This window comes from Arsenicicoccus dermatophilus, from assembly GCF_046267915.1.
Taxonomy (GTDB): domain Bacteria; phylum Actinomycetota; class Actinomycetes; order Actinomycetales; family Dermatophilaceae; genus Arsenicicoccus; species Arsenicicoccus dermatophilus_A.
In genome coordinates this window covers 2,971,129-2,984,603 of the sequence record NZ_CP176520.1, presented here as the reverse complement: position 1 = coordinate 2,984,603, position 13,475 = coordinate 2,971,129, and the positions used below count along the sequence as shown (strand labels likewise).

The following is a 13,475-nucleotide window of genomic DNA, read 5'->3' as shown; positions in this document are numbered from 1 at the left end:
CGCTCACCAGCTGGACTTGGTGACGCCGGGAAGCTGGCCCGCGTGCGCCATCTCGCGCAGCCGGACCCGGGACAGGCCGAACGTGCGGTAGACCGCGCGCGGCCGACCGTCGACGACGTCCCGGTTGCGCAGCCGGGTGCGGCTGGCGTCACGGGGCATCCGCTGCAGCCGCAGCTGGGCCTGCTGCCGCTCCTGCGGGGTGCTGCTCGGGCTGGCGACAGTGCGCTTGAGCTCGGCCCGCTCCTCGGCGTGCCGGGCGACGACGACACGACGCTGCTGGTCGCGGGCGATCTTGGACTTCTTGGCCATTCAGCGCTCCTCCTGGAACTCGACGTGCCGGCGGACGACCGGGTCGTACTTGCGGATGACCAGGCGGTCGGGGTCGCTGCGGCGGTTCTTGCGGGTGATGTACGTGTAGCCGGTCCCGGCCGTCGACCGGAGCTTGATCTTGGGGCGGATGTCGGTGCTCTTGGCCACTGCTGCCTCCTGCGTAGATATGAGAATGGTAATCATATCTGATACAGATGGGGTGTCCCGTCCCGCGACCCGAGGAGGAGCCGTCATGGCCGTCCCCAAGCGCAAGATGTCCCGCTCCAACACCCGCTCCCGCCGCGCCACCTGGCGCGCCGAGGCGACCCCGCTCGTACCGGTGACGGTCGACGGCGCGGTGCTGCGGGTGCCCCGTCGGCTCGTGCGGGCGGTCCGGCGCGGCCTGGTCGACCCGGCGTCGCTTCCCCGCTGAGCCCCCGCCGGGGGTGCCCCCGAGGGGCGGCTCCTCGGTCAGGGCAACCCTCCCCGGAGGGCGGTCCGGTCGAGGCCGTCCGGGCGGCGCGGCGAGCGATCAGATCCGCTCGCCGCGCGCCTGGATGCGGGCGACGGCCGCATCGATGCCGATGCGGTCGATCGTGCGGATCCCCGAGGTCGACAGGCGCAGCGTGACCTTGCGCCCCAGGCTCGGCGCGTAGTAGGTCCGGGTCTGGATGTTGGGGTCGAAGCGCCGGCTCGTGCGTCGGTGCGAGTGGCTGATGGCGTTGCCGAAGCGCGGCTTCTTGCCGGTGAGCTGGCAGTGCGCGGACATGGGTCCTCCTCGGGAAGGGTCTGGAACCTGCGCTACAGTAGAGAACGATTCTCATATTTAACAAGCGGCGGTATGGCGGATCCTCCCGGCATGCCGCCCCTGAGCCCAGGAGGACCTCATGGCCACCCCCGTCCTCGTCGTCGCCGGTCTCGACGCGACCGACCAGGCCGTCACCGCGATGGGGCTGCAGTGCGACCTGCCGGGATCGGCCCTCGTGCGGCTCGCCGTCGACCCCGAGGCCGGCCAGGTGCGGTGGACCGTCAGCGACCTCACCGGTGTGGTCGAGCAGGACGGCCAGGACGTCGCCCACCCCTGCCTGTCCTGCTCGATGCGGGAGGCGATCCTGCCGGCCCTGGTGCGCCTGGCCGGGACCGGACGCTGGACCGCGCTCGTGGTCGCGCTTCCCGCCGCCGCCGAGCCGCTGCCCATGGCGCTGGGCCTGGCCGAGGCTCACCTGGACGACGGCCGCCGCGTCGCCGACCACATCGACCTGCGCGGCGTCGTCACGGTGCTCAGCTGCCCGGACCTGTGCGCCGGCGTCTTCGACGACCCGCTGCTCGTCGAGCTCGGCCTGGCGATGACCGAGGACGACCGGCGGACCTATGGCGAGACCCTGGTCCAGCAGCTCGAGCTCGCCGACGCGGTCGTCGTGGCGCAGGAGTCCTTCGACGACTCCGACAGCGCGCTGCTCGACCACCTGCGCCGCCCGGACAGCAGCGTGACCTTCGGCTTGTCCGCGCTGTCCGGGGCCGCCGTGGTCGAGCGCGGCTGGTCGGCGGTGCGGGCCCGGGAGTTCGTGGACCCGCGGCGGCGCCGGGCCACCGGGGCCGCGCCGGCGGGCGGGGTCCGCACGATCGAGCTGTCCACCTGGCGGCCCTTCCACCCGGGGCGGCTGCTGGAGCGGCTCGAGCGGCTCGGCGGGGGAGAGGTGCGCGGTCGGGGGGCCTTCTGGCTGCCCGGGCGGCCGGGCACCGCGATCGCGTGGGAGGCCAGCGGCGGCCAGCTCTCGATCGGCCCGGTCGGCGGCTGGGAGGGGTGCGAGCGGGCGACCCGGCTGGTGGTGACCACCGACGACGAGACCGCCGCCCAGGTGACTCGAGCCTTCGAGGAGAGCGTGATGACCGACGCCGAGATGGTGACCGCGCGCGAGCGCTGGCTCGGGCGGCAGGACGGCTTCGAGGAGTGGCTCGGCGAGGAGGGCGCCGCCGAGGTCGCCTGACGCCCCGCCCCCGCCAGTGGTGGCACGTGCGGGCGACACGCCGCAGGTTCGCCGCCACGTGCCCCTGGTCCTGGCGACACGCCGTGTGGGACGCGCCACGTGCCCCTAGCAGCGCGCGAAGGCAGGGCGGGGTGGCGCGGCGGCGCGGATCAGGCCGCCGCGTGACGTGGGTGGGTCAGTGGCGGTCGCAGGTGCCGAAGACCTCGAGGGTGTGCGACACGTCCCGGAAGCCGTGCTCGCGAGCGACCGCGTCGGCCCAGGACTCCACGGCCGGACCCCCGACCTCGACGGTCCGCCCGCACTCGCGGCAGACCAGGTGGTGGTGGTGCTCGTCGGACGCGCACAGCCGGTAGCGTGCCTCGCCGTCGTCGACCCGCAGCATGTCCACGCGCTCGTCCTCGACCATGGCGTTCAGCGCGCGATAGACCGTGGCCAGCCCGACCGTGCTGCCGTCGGCGCGCATCCGCGCGTGCAAGGCCTGGGCGGAGACGAAGTCGTCGGTCTCGCGCAGCACCTGCTCGACGGCGGCGCGCTGCTTTGTGGAGCGTCGTTCGGTGTCGGCCATGGGCGTGGGCTCCTCGGGGGGCTGTCACGGAGGCGGGCGGCCTCGGCGCCGTCCTCCTCGTCATACGTGCTGGTGGTCCGGGTGGTGCTCGTCGTAGTGGTCCCCGTGGGGGGAGTGCAGGTGCCCATCATGCAGGTAGTCCGTGTGATCGCCGTGCGGGACCGCCTCGTGCCCGCAGCCGGGACCGTGCTCGTGCTCGTGGGTCTCCGCCCAGCGGTGACCCCGGGCCCGGGCCTGGCGGGCGACGGCCGACCCGACCGCGAGCAGCACGAAGGCCGCCAGCACCATCAGGACGATGGTCCCGCCCGAAGGGGTGTTGAGCTGGTATGACGCGACGACGCCGCCGGTGGCGCACAGCACCCCGAGCGCGACCGCGACGAGCCGCGTGGTGCGGAACGAGCGGGCGACCTGCTGGGCGGCGGCGTTGGGCAGGATCATCAGGGCCGAGATGAGCAGCAGCCCGACGACCCGCATGGCCACGACGACGGTGACCGCGGTCAGGATCCCCAGGACGAGGTTGAGCGCGAGGACGGGCAGCCCGGCGGCGCGGGACCACTCCTCGTCGGCGGCGACGGCGAACAGCCGCGGCCGCAGCACCCAGGTGAGCGTGACGACGACGACGGTCAGCACGGAGAAGACGACCAGGTCCTCCTCGCTCGTCGTGGTGATCGCCCCGAAGAGATAGCTGGTGAGCCCGGCCCCGCCCTTGCCGGCGGCGCCGGGCATCAGGACCACGCCGAGCGCGATCCCGCCGTAGAACATCACCGCGAGCGCCACGTCCCCGCTGGCGCGGCCGTAGCGCTGGATCAGCTCGATGATCACGGCGCAGGCCACGGCGGCGACCAGGGCGGTGGCGACCGGCTGCTGCCCGGTGATCAGGCCGACCGAGACGCCCGCCAGCGCGACGTGGCCCATCCCATCCCCGACCAGCGACAGCCGGCGCTGCACCAGGAAGGTCCCGACCATGGGGGCGGCGGCCCCCACGAGCAGCGCGGCGAGCAGGGCCCGCCGCATGAAGTCGAAGCTCCACAGCTCAAGCACGGGGGTCCTCCTCGAGGCGGGTGGTGCCGGGGCGGCTGGCGGCGGCCGGTCGCACCTGGACCCAGCCCGCCGCCGGCCGGGCGTCGGGGGCGGGGTCGTGGTGGTGCTGGTCCCCGAGGGTCCACGGGTCGGCCCCGGCGCTGGCCACGAACTGCGGCAGCGTCCCGTCGAAGGCGATCCGCCCGCCGCGCAGGTAGACCACCCGGTCGAGCAGGTCCTCCAGCGCGTCGACCTCGTGGGTGACGATGAGCAGCCCGACGCCGCGGTCGCGCAGCCGGTGCAGGACGGTGGCGAGCAGCCGCTGGTTGGCGGTGTCCACGCCCGCGGTCGGCTCGTCCATGACCAGGGCGTCCGGCTCGCCGGCCAGCGCCCGGGCGATGAGGACCCGGCGCTGCTGGCCGCCGGACAGGGTGGCGACGTCGTGCCGCGCGAACTCCGTCAGCCCCACGAGCTCGAGGGACTCGGCGATCACCTCGCGGTCGCGGCGCCCGAGCCTGGCGAGCAGGCCCTGGTGGGGCAGGCGGCCGGCGGCGACCACCTCGGTGACCGTCGCCGAGACGGTGGTGGAGAGGGTGTGCCGCTGCGGCACGTAGCCCAGGCGGTGCCGCTGGCGGAAGCGGGCGAGGGGCGCGCCGAAGAGCTCGACCTCGCCGCCGAGGTGGTCGTTGAGGCCGAGGAGCCCCTTGACCAGCGTGGACTTGCCGCAGCCGTTGGGGCCGAGCAGGGCGAGGGCCTCGCCGGGCCGCACGACCAGGTCGGCGTCGACGACGACCGCGCGGTCGGCATACCCGAAGGTCGCCGACCGCAGCGTGATGAGGGGGGCGTCGGACGCGCCGACGCGGGGGGAGGTCACTGGCAGGACTGGCCCTTCTGGAGGGTGGCGAGGTTGGCCGCCATCACCTCAAGGTAGTCCTTGCCGGCCGAGGTGTCCGTGATCCCCTCGATCGGGTCGAGGACGGCGACCGTGGCGCCGGTCTCCTTGGCGACGGTCTCGGCGGTGGCCTTGGAGACGAGGGTCTCGGCATAGATCGTGGAGATCTTGTTGGCCTTGGCGAAGGCCGCGACCTTGGCGAGCTTGGCGGGGTCGGGCTCCTCCTCGGGGGAGATGCCGGAGATCGGGACCTGCGTGAGGCCGTAGCGCTGCGCGAGGTAGCCGAAGGCCGCGTGGCTGGTGACGAGCTGCTTGGTGGTGCAGGTCTTCAGGTGGGTGGCGAAGCTCGTGTCCAGGGCGGTGAGGCGCTCCTTGAACGACGCGAGGTTCTTGTCGTAGTCCGCCTTGTGGGCCGGGTCGGTCGTGGCGAGGCGGGCGGCGATGGCCTCGGCGACCGTGGCGTAGCGCTGCGGGTCGAGCCAGAAGTGCGGGTCCTGCCGGGCGCCCTGCTCGTGGGCGTGGGCGTGGGCGTCGGGGGTGGCGCCGGCCGAGGACGCCTGGGCGTCCTGGTGCTCCTCGCCCTCGGCCGGGGCCTCGAGCGTGAGGTTCGCGGCGGTGGCGACGTCGAGCGCCTTGTCGCCGAGCGGCTTGACCGCGTCGTCGACGGCGGGCTGCAGGCCCTTCTCGTAGACCGCGACCTGCGCCTTGCTGACCGCGGCGACGTCCTGCGGCTTGAGCTCGAGCTCGTGCGGCTCCTCGCCGGGCCTGGTCAGGTTGGTGACGTCGACGTGGTCGCCGCCGATCTGCCGGACGGCGAACTCCAGCGGGTAGAAGCTCGCGACCACCCCGACCTTGCCGCCTGCACCCGCACCTGCGCCGGCCGGACCCCCTCCGGCGGCGCTGGTGCTCGTCGCGGACCCTCCGGCGCCACCGCAGGCGGTGAGCGCGAGGGCGGACAGGGTGCAGACGGCAAGGAGGCGGTGCTTCATGCACCAAGCGTCACCCAAAATGACAATCATTGTCAATCTGTGCCGAGATGTATGGCGGGCCAACGTCGTTCGCCGCGCCACGGTCGGACGACCGGCGCCGACGACCGGCAGGCGCCTGGTCAGGGGGTGGGGTCCACGGCCAGGACCGGCACCCGCCGCAGCCACAGGGCGAGCACCACCGCGACGAGCACCAGACCACCTGTCCACGCCACCACCAGCGGCCAGCCGCCCGCGCTCCACGCCGCCCCGGCGACCGTCCCGCACACCGACGACCCCAGGTAGTACGCGAACAGGTAGAGCGAGGTGGCCTGCGCCGTCCCGCGGCCCACCCGCACCGCCCGCTCGGCCACCCACCCCGACGCCACCCCGTGGGCGGCGAAGAAGCCCACCGACACCACCGACAGCCCGGCGACCACCAGCCACAGCGGTGTCGCCAGGGTGATCGCGAGCCCGGAACCGAAGGTCGTCAGGGCGATCGGGACCACGACCCTGGCGCCGTGCCGGTCCGCCATACGCCCGGCTCGGGCCGAGGCCACCGAGCCCGGCGCATAGACCGCGAAGACCAGACCCGCGACCCCGACCGACAGGCCGTACGGCGCGGCTGCCAGCCGAAAACCCATGGCGTTGAACGCCGACACGAAGGCACCCATCGAGCAGAAGGCGATGCCGTAGAGCGCGAGCAGCACGGGGTCGGTCGCCATCCGGCGGGTCATCGCGAGAAGCTCGCCGAGCGGCAGCGGGGCGGGCGTGAACCGGCGTGACGGCGGCAGCAGCACCCGCACCGCCACCGCGCACCCGAGCGACATCAGCCCCACCGCCGCGATCGCCCAGCGCCACCCGGCGAGGTCCGCGATGCCGCCGGTCACGAAGCGACCCGCCATGCCGCCGAGGGCCGTCCCGCCGATGTAGAGCCCGGCCGCCCGGGACGCGGCCGACGGGTCGACCTCCTCGCGCAGGTAGGCCACGGCCACGCCGGGCAGCCCCGCCACCGCGACCCCGAGGAGCACCCGCAGGGCGAGCAGCAGGTGCCAGCCGGGCGCGAGCGCGGTCGCCACCGTGACCAGGGAGGACGCCAGCAGCGAGGCGTGCATGACGCGGGTGCGGCCCAGGGTCTCCGACGAAGGGCCGACGGCGAGCATCGAGGCGCCCAGCGCGAGCGTCGTGGCGGACACGGACAGCGCGGACCGGGCGGGGCTCAGCCCGAAGACGCGGGCCAGCTCGGGCAGCAGCGGCTGCGTGGTGTAGATCGTGGCGAAGGTCGCGAGGCCCCCGAGGAACAGCGCCACCGTGATGCGACGGTAGGCCGCGCTGCCCGGTCGGTGCCCCTGCGGTCGCTCCACCGCCTCAACCTACCGGGGGCGGTCGGATCTGCCTGCTCGCGTCGAGCGGGCAGATCCGACCGCCCCCGGTAGGTCTGCTCAGCCGGGTCGGGCTCCTCGTCGGACCCGGCAGGGGGCGTCGTCAGTGCTGGACGGCCTCGGCGGTGCCGTGGCCGGACAGCGACCGGACCTCCATCTCGGCGTACTTCTCCGGGTCGGGCTTCTCCGAGTCGGTGATCGACCCTAGCCACCCGAGCAGGAAGCCGAGCGGGATCGAGACGATCCCCGGGTTGTCCAGCGGGAACCAGTGGAAGTCCACCGCGGAGTTGGCGATCATCGACAGGCTCTTGCCGGTGACCGGGTCGACCTTGCCGGACATGACCGGGCTGAAGATGATCAGCAGCAGCGCCGACCCGAGGCCGCCGTAGATCGACCACAGCGCCCCGCGGGTGGTGAACCGCGACCAGAACAGCGAGTAGAGGATCGTCGGCAGGTTGGCGCTCGCCGCGACGGCGAACGCCAGCGCCACGAGGAAGGCGATGTTCTGCCCGTTCGCCAGGATCCCGCCGACGATCGCGACGACGCCACCGCCGAGGGCGGCATACCGCGCGACCTTGACCTCCTGCTCGGGGGAGGCCTTCCCCTCCTTGATCACCATGGTGTAGATGTCGTGGGCGAAGGTCGCCGAGGTGGTGATCGTCAGGCCGGCGACGACGGCCAGGATCGTGGCGAACGCGATGGCCGCGATGACGCCCAGCAGCACCGAGCCGCCGAGGTGGTAGGCGAGCAGAGGTGCGGCGGAGTTCTCCTTGCCGGGGGCGGCCTTGATCGCGTCGGGACCGACGAGCGCCGCCGCGCCGAAGCCGATGACCAGGGTGAACAGGTAGAACAGGCCGATCAGCCAGATCGCCCACTCCACCGACTTGCGCGCCTCCTTGGAGGTGGGGACGGTGTAGAAGCGCATCAGCACGTGCGGCAGGCCGGCGGTGCCGAGGACCAGCGCCATCGACAGCGAGATGAAGTCGATCTTGGTGGTGGTCGTCTTGCCGTACTTCAGACCGGGGTTGAGCAGCTTCTCGCCCACCTTGGGCGACTCCTCCACGGCGCGCTGCATGACGTTCGACAGGTTGAAGCCGAACCGGCCCAGCACCCACACCGTGATCACCGCGGCGCCCGCGATCAGCAGGCAGGCCTTGATGATCTGCACCCAGGTGGTGCCCTTCATGCCGCCGATGAGGACGTAGACCATCATCAGCGCGCCGACGACGGCGATGACGATGGCCTGCCCGGCCCAGCTGGACACCCCGAGCAGCAGCGAGACGAGGCCGCCCGCGCCCGCCATCTGGGCGAGCAGGTAGAAGAACGACACGGCGAGCGTGGACGTCGCGGCCGCGAGCCGCACCGGCCGCTGTCGCAGGCGGAAGCTCAGCACGTCCGCCATGGTGAACCGCCCGGTGTTGCGCAGCAGCTCGGCGACGAGCAGCAGGGCGACCAGCCAGGCGACGAGGAAGCCGATGGAGTAGAGGAATCCGTCATACCCGGCCGTGGCGATGGCGCCGGCGATGCCGAGGAAGCTGGCGGCGGACAGGTAGTCGCCCGCGATGGCGACGCCGTTCTGGCGGCCGGAGAAGGCCGCGCCGCCCGTGTAGTACTCGCCGGCGGTCTTCTTGCCGCTGGAGACCCTGATGACGACGACCATCGTGACGAGCACGAAGATCACGAAGATGCCGATGTTGAGCATCGGGTTGCCGACCTGCTGGGCGGTCGCGAGCGTGAGGGCGCGCATCTCAGTCCTCCAGCCCGTGCTGCTCGACCATCTGGTGCACGCGCGCGGCGCGCGGGTCGAAGACGCGGTCGGCCCAGCGCACGTAGGCGATGGTGATCGCGAAGGTCGTCAGGAACTGCAGGAAGCCGAACACCAGGCCGACGTTGATGTTGCCGACGAGCTTGTGGCTCATGAACGCCGGGAAGAACGCGGCCAGCGCCACGTAGAGGAAGTACCACGCGAGGAAGGCCGCGGTCATCGGGAAGACGAAGGAGCGCAGCCGGGACCGCAGCTCCTGGAACTCGGGGGACCGCTGGACGTCGCCGTAGGCGGCGCCGTAGTCGCGGGTCGGCTTGGTCGCGCTCACGCGAGGCCTCCTGGTGGCTCGGGGAGCCGGCACGTCCTCGTGCCGGTCACCTGACTGTGCGGCGCGAGGGGTCCGCGGGGCGAGGGCGGCTCGCCGGTGAGGGGCCGAGCGGTCCGCCGGTCGCGGTGAGTGGTCCCGATCTGTCCGTATGCCGGGAAGACGTCCCTGGTCACCCGGTGGAGCGGTCGACGCCGACGTTCTCGGGGGTGTGCAGCCGGACCATCGTCCGCGCCGTGCCGCGGGGCACCGATCCCGGTGTCAGGAGGGAGACCACCACCGCGGTGGCGAACGCCGCGGGGGCGGTCCACGCGGCGGGGGCGGCCAGCAGGGCCCGGGGCCACCCCTCGCCGCCCACGCCGGCGAGGGAGAGCCCGGCCGCGCCGACGGCGAGCACGGCCCCGACCCCGATGGAGGCGAGGCTGCCGACGCGCGACAGCCGCGGCCACCACACCCCGAGCACCAGGAGGGGGGCGAACGTCGACGCGGTGACCGCGAAGACGGCGATGACGACGGTGTTGACGCCGACGTGCTCCACGAGGGGGACCGCGGCGAGGGGGACGACGGTGGCGATCCCGGCGGCGACCCGGAAGCTGTGCCGCCGGTCCAGGTCGCCGCCGGTGAGCCGGGACAGGGCGGGGCCGACGAGGTCCTGGTCGAGGACGCCGGCCAGGGCGACGACCAGGCCGCTGGCCGAGGACAGGACGGCGACGAAGGCCCCCGCGGCGAGCACGGTCGTGAGCAGCTGGCCCCCGGCGCCGGGCAGGGCCGCCAGGGGCAGGCGCAGCACCATGGTGTCGGTGGACGAGCCGGCCGGCAGCGAGGCGACGTACACCCGGCCGAGCAGGCCGTAGACCGGCAGCGCGAGGTAGAACGCCGAGATGAGCCCGATCACGGTGAGCGTGGTGCGCCGCGCCGCCTGCCCGTCGCGGATCGTGTAGTAGCGGACGACGACGTGCGGCAGCGCCATGGTCCCGAGCGCCTGGCCGAGCAGGCTGGACCAGGTGGTGTAGAGCGGGTGCTCGCGGCCGCCGTGGCCGCCGAGCGGGCGGGACCAGGCGGCGAGCTCGTCGGGTGGCAGGGCCGGCTCGGGCGCGCCGGCGCGCAGCCACACCGCGAGGAGCACGAGCGCGGGCAGCCAGAGCGCGGCGAGCTTGAGCCAGTAGTGCCAGGACTGGACCAGGGTGATCGAGCGCATCCCGCCGGCGCTGACGACGGTGAGGACCACGGCGGTGACGACGCAGGCGCCGAGCCAGGTCGGGGCGCCGGTGAGGACGGTGAGGGCGAGGTTGGCGGCCTGCAGCTGCACGAGGAGGTAGACCAGGCCGACGACGAGCACCAGCGCGGCCACGAGGCGCCGCACCCGCCGGGACTCGAGCCGGTCCTCGGCGAAGTCCGGCAGCGTGTAGGCCCCGGACCGGCGCAGCGGGGCGGCGACGAGGACGAGCAGCATGAGGTAGCCGACGGTGTAGCCCACGGGCAGCCACAGCTGGTCGGCGCCGCCCGCCCACATCATGCCGGCGAGCCCGAGGAAGGAAGCGGCGGAGAGGTATTCGCCGGTGATCGCGGAGGCGTTGCGGCGCGCGGACACGGCCCGGGACGCGACGTAGAAGTCGCTGGTGGTGCGGCTCGTGCGCGACCCGCGCAGCCCCAGCGCCAGGGTCAGCAGGCAGACCGCGGCGACGGCCCCGACGCCGTATGCCGGCACCAGCGCCGGCCCGGTCTCGTGCGCGCCGGGGACCGCGGCGGTCAGCACCGGGGGTCCTCGTGGCGCACCCGCCCGCTCTCGCGCTGCAGGGCGATCCGGAAGTCGCTCTCGAGCCGCTCGACGCCGCGGGTGTAGGCGCGGGCGAGCAACCACAGCGCCGGGTAGACGACGACGCCGACGAGTGCCCAGGCGACGGTCACCGACCCGAGGGAGAGCCGGGCGACCCCGGGCACGAGGGCGAAGGTGAGGGGCAGCCCGACGAGCAGGGTGGTGATCGAGACGAGGATGGCGGTGAGCAGCCGCCGGTGGCCGCGCAGATAGGTCTGCATGTAGATCTCGCCGAGGGTGGTGCCCTCGTCGATCTCGGCGGTGCCGGGGCGCTCGACGGGGCGTCGGCGGGCGGCGTCGCGGCGGGGGGAGGTGACCCGCACCCGCGGCGGGGGTGGGGGCGAGGGGGTGGCCGGCCGGTCGCGGGGACCGGCCGCGGCACCGGTCACCGGGCCTCGCGGCGGCGCATGTCGCCGGGGCGGCCGAGCAGGTCGCGCAGCTCGCGGGCGTGCCGCCGGGCGACCTGCAGCTCGACGGCGCCGAGGAGCACGGTGCACCGGCCGTGGTCGGTGCGGACCTGGGTGACGTGGCGCAGGGAGACCAGCGTGCTGCGGTGGATCCGGGCGAATCCCGCGGGCGCCCACCGCTCCTCGAGCGTGGACAGGGGGATCCGGACCAGGTGGTTGCTGTCGCGGGTGTGCAGCCGGGTGTAGTCGCCCTGCGCCTGCGCGTAGAGCACCGAGGAGCGCCGGACGAAGGTCGTGACCCCGGCGAGCTCGACGGGGATGGTCTCGTCGGCGAGCGCCTCGCCGCGGGCGGCGAGGGTGGGCCGAGGCGGTGCGCCGCCGGTCGCGCGACGACCCTCGGCACGATCGGCCGCGACCTCGCCGCCGGACCCGGCCGTGGGCCGCGTGGCGACCACCCGGCGCACCGCCTCGGCCAGCCGTTCCTCGCGGACGGGCTTGAGGACGTAGTCCGTCGCGCGCAGCTCGAAGGCGTCGACGGCGTGGGCGTCGTGGGCGGTCACGAAGATCACGGCGGGCGGCTCGGGGTGGGCGGCCACCGCCCGGGCGACGTCGAGCCCGCTCAGCCCGGGCATGGAGACGTCGCAGAGCAGCACGTCCACGGGGTGCCGGGCCAGCGTCGCGAGCGCCTCGGCCCCGCTGCCCGCCAGCAGCACCTCGCCGATCCGCTCGTCCTGGGCGAGCAGGTGGGCCAGGTCCTCGCGGGCGGGCGGCTCGTCGTCGACGACCAGGGCGAGGAGCGGCGGGACGGCGGCGGTGCCGGTCGGGGCGCTCATGATGTCCCCATCGTCGCGACATGCACGCCCGGCGCCCACTTGGGCACGTGGAAGGTCACCCGCGTGCCCGCCCCTGGCGCGGTTTCCACGACGACCCCGTAGGCGTCGCCGTACACCTGGCGCAGCCGGGCGTCGACGTTGCCCAGGCCGACGTTGTCGCCGTCGTGCTCGCCGGAGAGCACCGAGCGGACCCGGGCGGGGTCGGAGCCGACGCCGTCGTCCTCGACGCTGACCTCGGTGACGGTGCCCAGGTCACGGGCCCGGATCCGCACGGTGCCGTCGCCGACCTTGCGCTCCAGGCCGTGGCGGACGGCGTTCTCGACGAGGGGCTGGACCGACAGGTAGGGGATCGCCACGCCGAGCACCTCGGGGGCGATGTCCAGGTCTACGAACAGGCGGGGCCCGAACCTCGCCTGCTCGAGCAGGAGGTAGCGCTCGACGTTGCCGAGCTCCTCCTCCAGCGTGGTGAAGGCCCCGCCGCGGCGGAAGGAGTAGCGCGTGAAGTCGGCGAACTCGAGCAGCAGCTCGCGCGCCCGGGCCGGGTCGGTGCGCACGAAGCTCGCGATCGCGGCGAGGCAGTTGTAGACGAAGTGCGGGCTGATCTGCGCGCGCAGCGCCAGCAGCTCGGCCTCCATCGTGCGGGTGCGCTGGCGGGACAGCTCGGCCAGCTCGACGTTGGTCGACACCCAGCGGGCCACCTCCCGGGCCGCCCGCTGCAGCCCGTAGCCCACCTGCGGGGCGTAGGCCACCAGCGCCCCGATCACCGTGTCGTCGACGGTGATGGGGCACACGACGGCCGCCCGCACGGGAGCCCCTTCGGGCCCGAGGTCGCGCACCACCTCGGCGTCCCCGGTGCGCAGGACGGGTGCCACGAGGTCGAGCACCCGCTCCTGCAGGGGGTCGGGTGTCCCCTCCCAGACGAGCAGGGCACCGGTGTCGGTGATCGCCAGGGCGGGCACGCCGAGCAGGGCGCGCAGGTGCCGGGCGGCGCGGGCGGCCCCGTGGGCGGTCAGGCCGTCGCGCAGGTGCGGGGCGGCGAGCCCGGCGGTGTGCAGGGCGTCGTACGTCGCCTCCTCCGCCACCGAGGAGAAGGTGCGGCGCACCCGCAGGACCCGCAGCGCGGACCAGGCGACGAGGGCCAGCAGGGCAGCGGCGATGGCGATCAGCACCACCGTGGTGCGGTCGGACCCCGCCAGCATGACCAGATC

General features: G+C 73.9%; 16 protein-coding genes. 2 read left to right on the top strand and 14 right to left on the bottom strand.

Annotated elements, in window-relative coordinates:
- Positions 1 to 3: 3 nt before the first annotated feature.
- Together rpsN and rpmG are read right to left on the bottom strand one after the other, a co-directional pair.
- On the bottom strand, positions 4 to 309 hold the full coding sequence (gene rpsN, locus ACK2IS_RS14170; protein WP_409483934.1) for a 30S ribosomal protein S14: 306 nt from the start codon (positions 307 to 309) through the stop codon (positions 4 to 6).
- Positions 310 to 513 carry a 50S ribosomal protein L33 gene (gene rpmG / locus ACK2IS_RS14165; RefSeq protein ID WP_409483933.1) on the bottom strand — a complete coding sequence of 68 codons (204 nt, stop codon included), beginning with the start codon at positions 511 to 513 and terminating at the stop codon, positions 310 to 312.
- Positions 514 to 562: 49 nt separating this feature from the next.
- Here rpmG and rpmF point away from each other — a divergent pair, with 49 nt between their 5' ends.
- On the top strand, positions 563 to 742 hold the full coding sequence (gene rpmF / locus ACK2IS_RS14160) for a 50S ribosomal protein L32 (RefSeq protein WP_409483932.1): 180 nt from the start codon (positions 563 to 565) through the stop codon (positions 740 to 742).
- A gap of 99 nt (positions 743 to 841) precedes the next feature.
- Here the strand turns inward: rpmF and rpmB are convergent, their stop codons facing one another.
- Positions 842 to 1,078 carry a 50S ribosomal protein L28 gene (gene rpmB, locus ACK2IS_RS14155; RefSeq protein ID WP_409483931.1) on the bottom strand — a complete coding sequence of 79 codons (237 nt, stop codon included), beginning with the start codon at positions 1,076 to 1,078 and terminating at the stop codon, positions 842 to 844.
- 118 nt (positions 1,079 to 1,196) lie between these two features.
- On the opposite strand from rpmB, the gene ACK2IS_RS14150 reads away from it, so the two are divergent.
- Positions 1,197 to 2,297, top strand: coding sequence for a GTP-binding protein (locus ACK2IS_RS14150; RefSeq protein WP_409483930.1), 1,101 nt, complete (start codon positions 1,197 to 1,199; stop codon positions 2,295 to 2,297).
- Between the two features lie 175 nt (positions 2,298 to 2,472).
- On the opposite strand, the gene ACK2IS_RS14145 is transcribed toward ACK2IS_RS14150, so the two are convergent.
- The 11 genes from ACK2IS_RS14145 to ACK2IS_RS14095 all read right to left on the bottom strand — a co-directional run bounded on the left by ACK2IS_RS14145 (position 2,473) and on the right by ACK2IS_RS14095 (position 13,466).
- The gene (locus ACK2IS_RS14145; RefSeq protein WP_409483929.1) at positions 2,473 to 2,862 is read right to left on the bottom strand and encodes a transcriptional repressor; all 390 of its coding nucleotides are present in this window, start codon (positions 2,860 to 2,862) and stop codon (positions 2,473 to 2,475) included.
- A 60-nt stretch (positions 2,863 to 2,922) separates the two neighbouring features.
- Positions 2,923 to 3,903 (bottom strand): metal ABC transporter permease, encoded by a 981-nt coding sequence (locus ACK2IS_RS14140; RefSeq protein WP_409483928.1) that lies wholly within the window; start codon positions 3,901 to 3,903, stop codon positions 2,923 to 2,925.
- A complete protein-coding gene (locus ACK2IS_RS14135) occupies positions 3,896 to 4,756 on the bottom strand; it encodes a metal ABC transporter ATP-binding protein (protein ID WP_409483927.1) in 861 nt (286 codons plus the stop codon). The genes ACK2IS_RS14140 and ACK2IS_RS14135 overlap by 8 nt, the downstream gene beginning before the upstream one ends.
- Positions 4,753 to 5,763: a metal ABC transporter substrate-binding protein gene (locus ACK2IS_RS14130; RefSeq protein ID WP_409483926.1), complete on the bottom strand. Its 1,011-nt coding sequence runs from the start codon at positions 5,761 to 5,763 to the stop codon at positions 4,753 to 4,755. The genes ACK2IS_RS14135 and ACK2IS_RS14130 overlap by 4 nt, the downstream gene beginning before the upstream one ends.
- Positions 5,764 to 5,882: 119 nt before the next feature.
- Complete coding sequence (locus ACK2IS_RS14125; protein WP_409483925.1) at positions 5,883 to 7,103, bottom strand: MFS transporter; 1,221 nt, start codon at positions 7,101 to 7,103, stop codon at positions 5,883 to 5,885.
- A gap of 121 nt (positions 7,104 to 7,224) precedes the next feature.
- A complete protein-coding gene (locus ACK2IS_RS14120) occupies positions 7,225 to 8,868 on the bottom strand; it encodes a cation acetate symporter (protein ID WP_409483924.1) in 1,644 nt (547 codons plus the stop codon).
- Between the two features lies 1 nt (position 8,869).
- The gene (locus ACK2IS_RS14115; RefSeq protein WP_409483923.1) at positions 8,870 to 9,214 is read right to left on the bottom strand and encodes a DUF485 domain-containing protein; all 345 of its coding nucleotides are present in this window, start codon (positions 9,212 to 9,214) and stop codon (positions 8,870 to 8,872) included.
- A 169-nt stretch (positions 9,215 to 9,383) separates the two neighbouring features.
- Positions 9,384 to 10,967, bottom strand: coding sequence for a cation acetate symporter (locus ACK2IS_RS14110; protein WP_409483922.1), 1,584 nt, complete (start codon positions 10,965 to 10,967; stop codon positions 9,384 to 9,386).
- A complete protein-coding gene (locus tag ACK2IS_RS14105; RefSeq protein ID WP_409483921.1) occupies positions 10,961 to 11,416 on the bottom strand; it encodes a hypothetical protein in 456 nt (151 codons plus the stop codon). The genes ACK2IS_RS14110 and ACK2IS_RS14105 overlap by 7 nt, the downstream gene beginning before the upstream one ends.
- The gene (locus ACK2IS_RS14100) at positions 11,413 to 12,267 is read right to left on the bottom strand and encodes a LytR/AlgR family response regulator transcription factor (protein WP_409483920.1); all 855 of its coding nucleotides are present in this window, start codon (positions 12,265 to 12,267) and stop codon (positions 11,413 to 11,415) included. Before ACK2IS_RS14100 ends, ACK2IS_RS14105 begins: the two co-directional genes overlap by 4 nt.
- Entirely contained in the window at positions 12,264 to 13,466 is a 1,203-nt protein-coding gene (locus ACK2IS_RS14095; RefSeq protein ID WP_409483919.1) for a sensor histidine kinase, read from the bottom strand. Before ACK2IS_RS14095 ends, ACK2IS_RS14100 begins: the two co-directional genes overlap by 4 nt.
- Between the last annotated feature and the right edge of the window lie 9 nt (positions 13,467 to 13,475).

Bases quoted from the DNA above. Each gene is read 5' to 3' on its own strand.
- rpsN (WP_409483934.1), bottom strand. From the start codon at position 309: ATGGCCAAGAAGTCCAAGATCGCCCGCGACCAGCAGCGTCGTGTCGTC.
- ACK2IS_RS14095 (WP_409483919.1), bottom strand. From the start codon at position 13,466: ATGCTGGCGGGGTCCGACCGCACCACGGTGGTGCTGATCGCCATCGCC.
- ACK2IS_RS14150 (WP_409483930.1), top strand. From the start codon at position 1,197: ATGGCCACCCCCGTCCTCGTCGTCGCCGGTCTCGACGCGACCGACCAG.
- ACK2IS_RS14145 (WP_409483929.1), bottom strand. From the start codon at position 2,862: ATGGCCGACACCGAACGACGCTCCACAAAGCAGCGCGCCGCCGTCGAG.
- ACK2IS_RS14100 (WP_409483920.1), bottom strand. From the start codon at position 12,267: ATGAGCGCCCCGACCGGCACCGCCGCCGTCCCGCCGCTCCTCGCCCTG.
- rpmG (WP_409483933.1), bottom strand. From the start codon at position 513: ATGATTACCATTCTCATATCTACGCAGGAGGCAGCAGTGGCCAAGAGC.
- ACK2IS_RS14130 (WP_409483926.1), bottom strand. From the start codon at position 5,763: ATGAAGCACCGCCTCCTTGCCGTCTGCACCCTGTCCGCCCTCGCGCTC.
- ACK2IS_RS14120 (WP_409483924.1), bottom strand. From the start codon at position 8,868: ATGCGCGCCCTCACGCTCGCGACCGCCCAGCAGGTCGGCAACCCGATG.
- rpmF (WP_409483932.1), top strand. From the start codon at position 563: ATGGCCGTCCCCAAGCGCAAGATGTCCCGCTCCAACACCCGCTCCCGC.
- rpmB (WP_409483931.1), bottom strand. From the start codon at position 1,078: ATGTCCGCGCACTGCCAGCTCACCGGCAAGAAGCCGCGCTTCGGCAAC.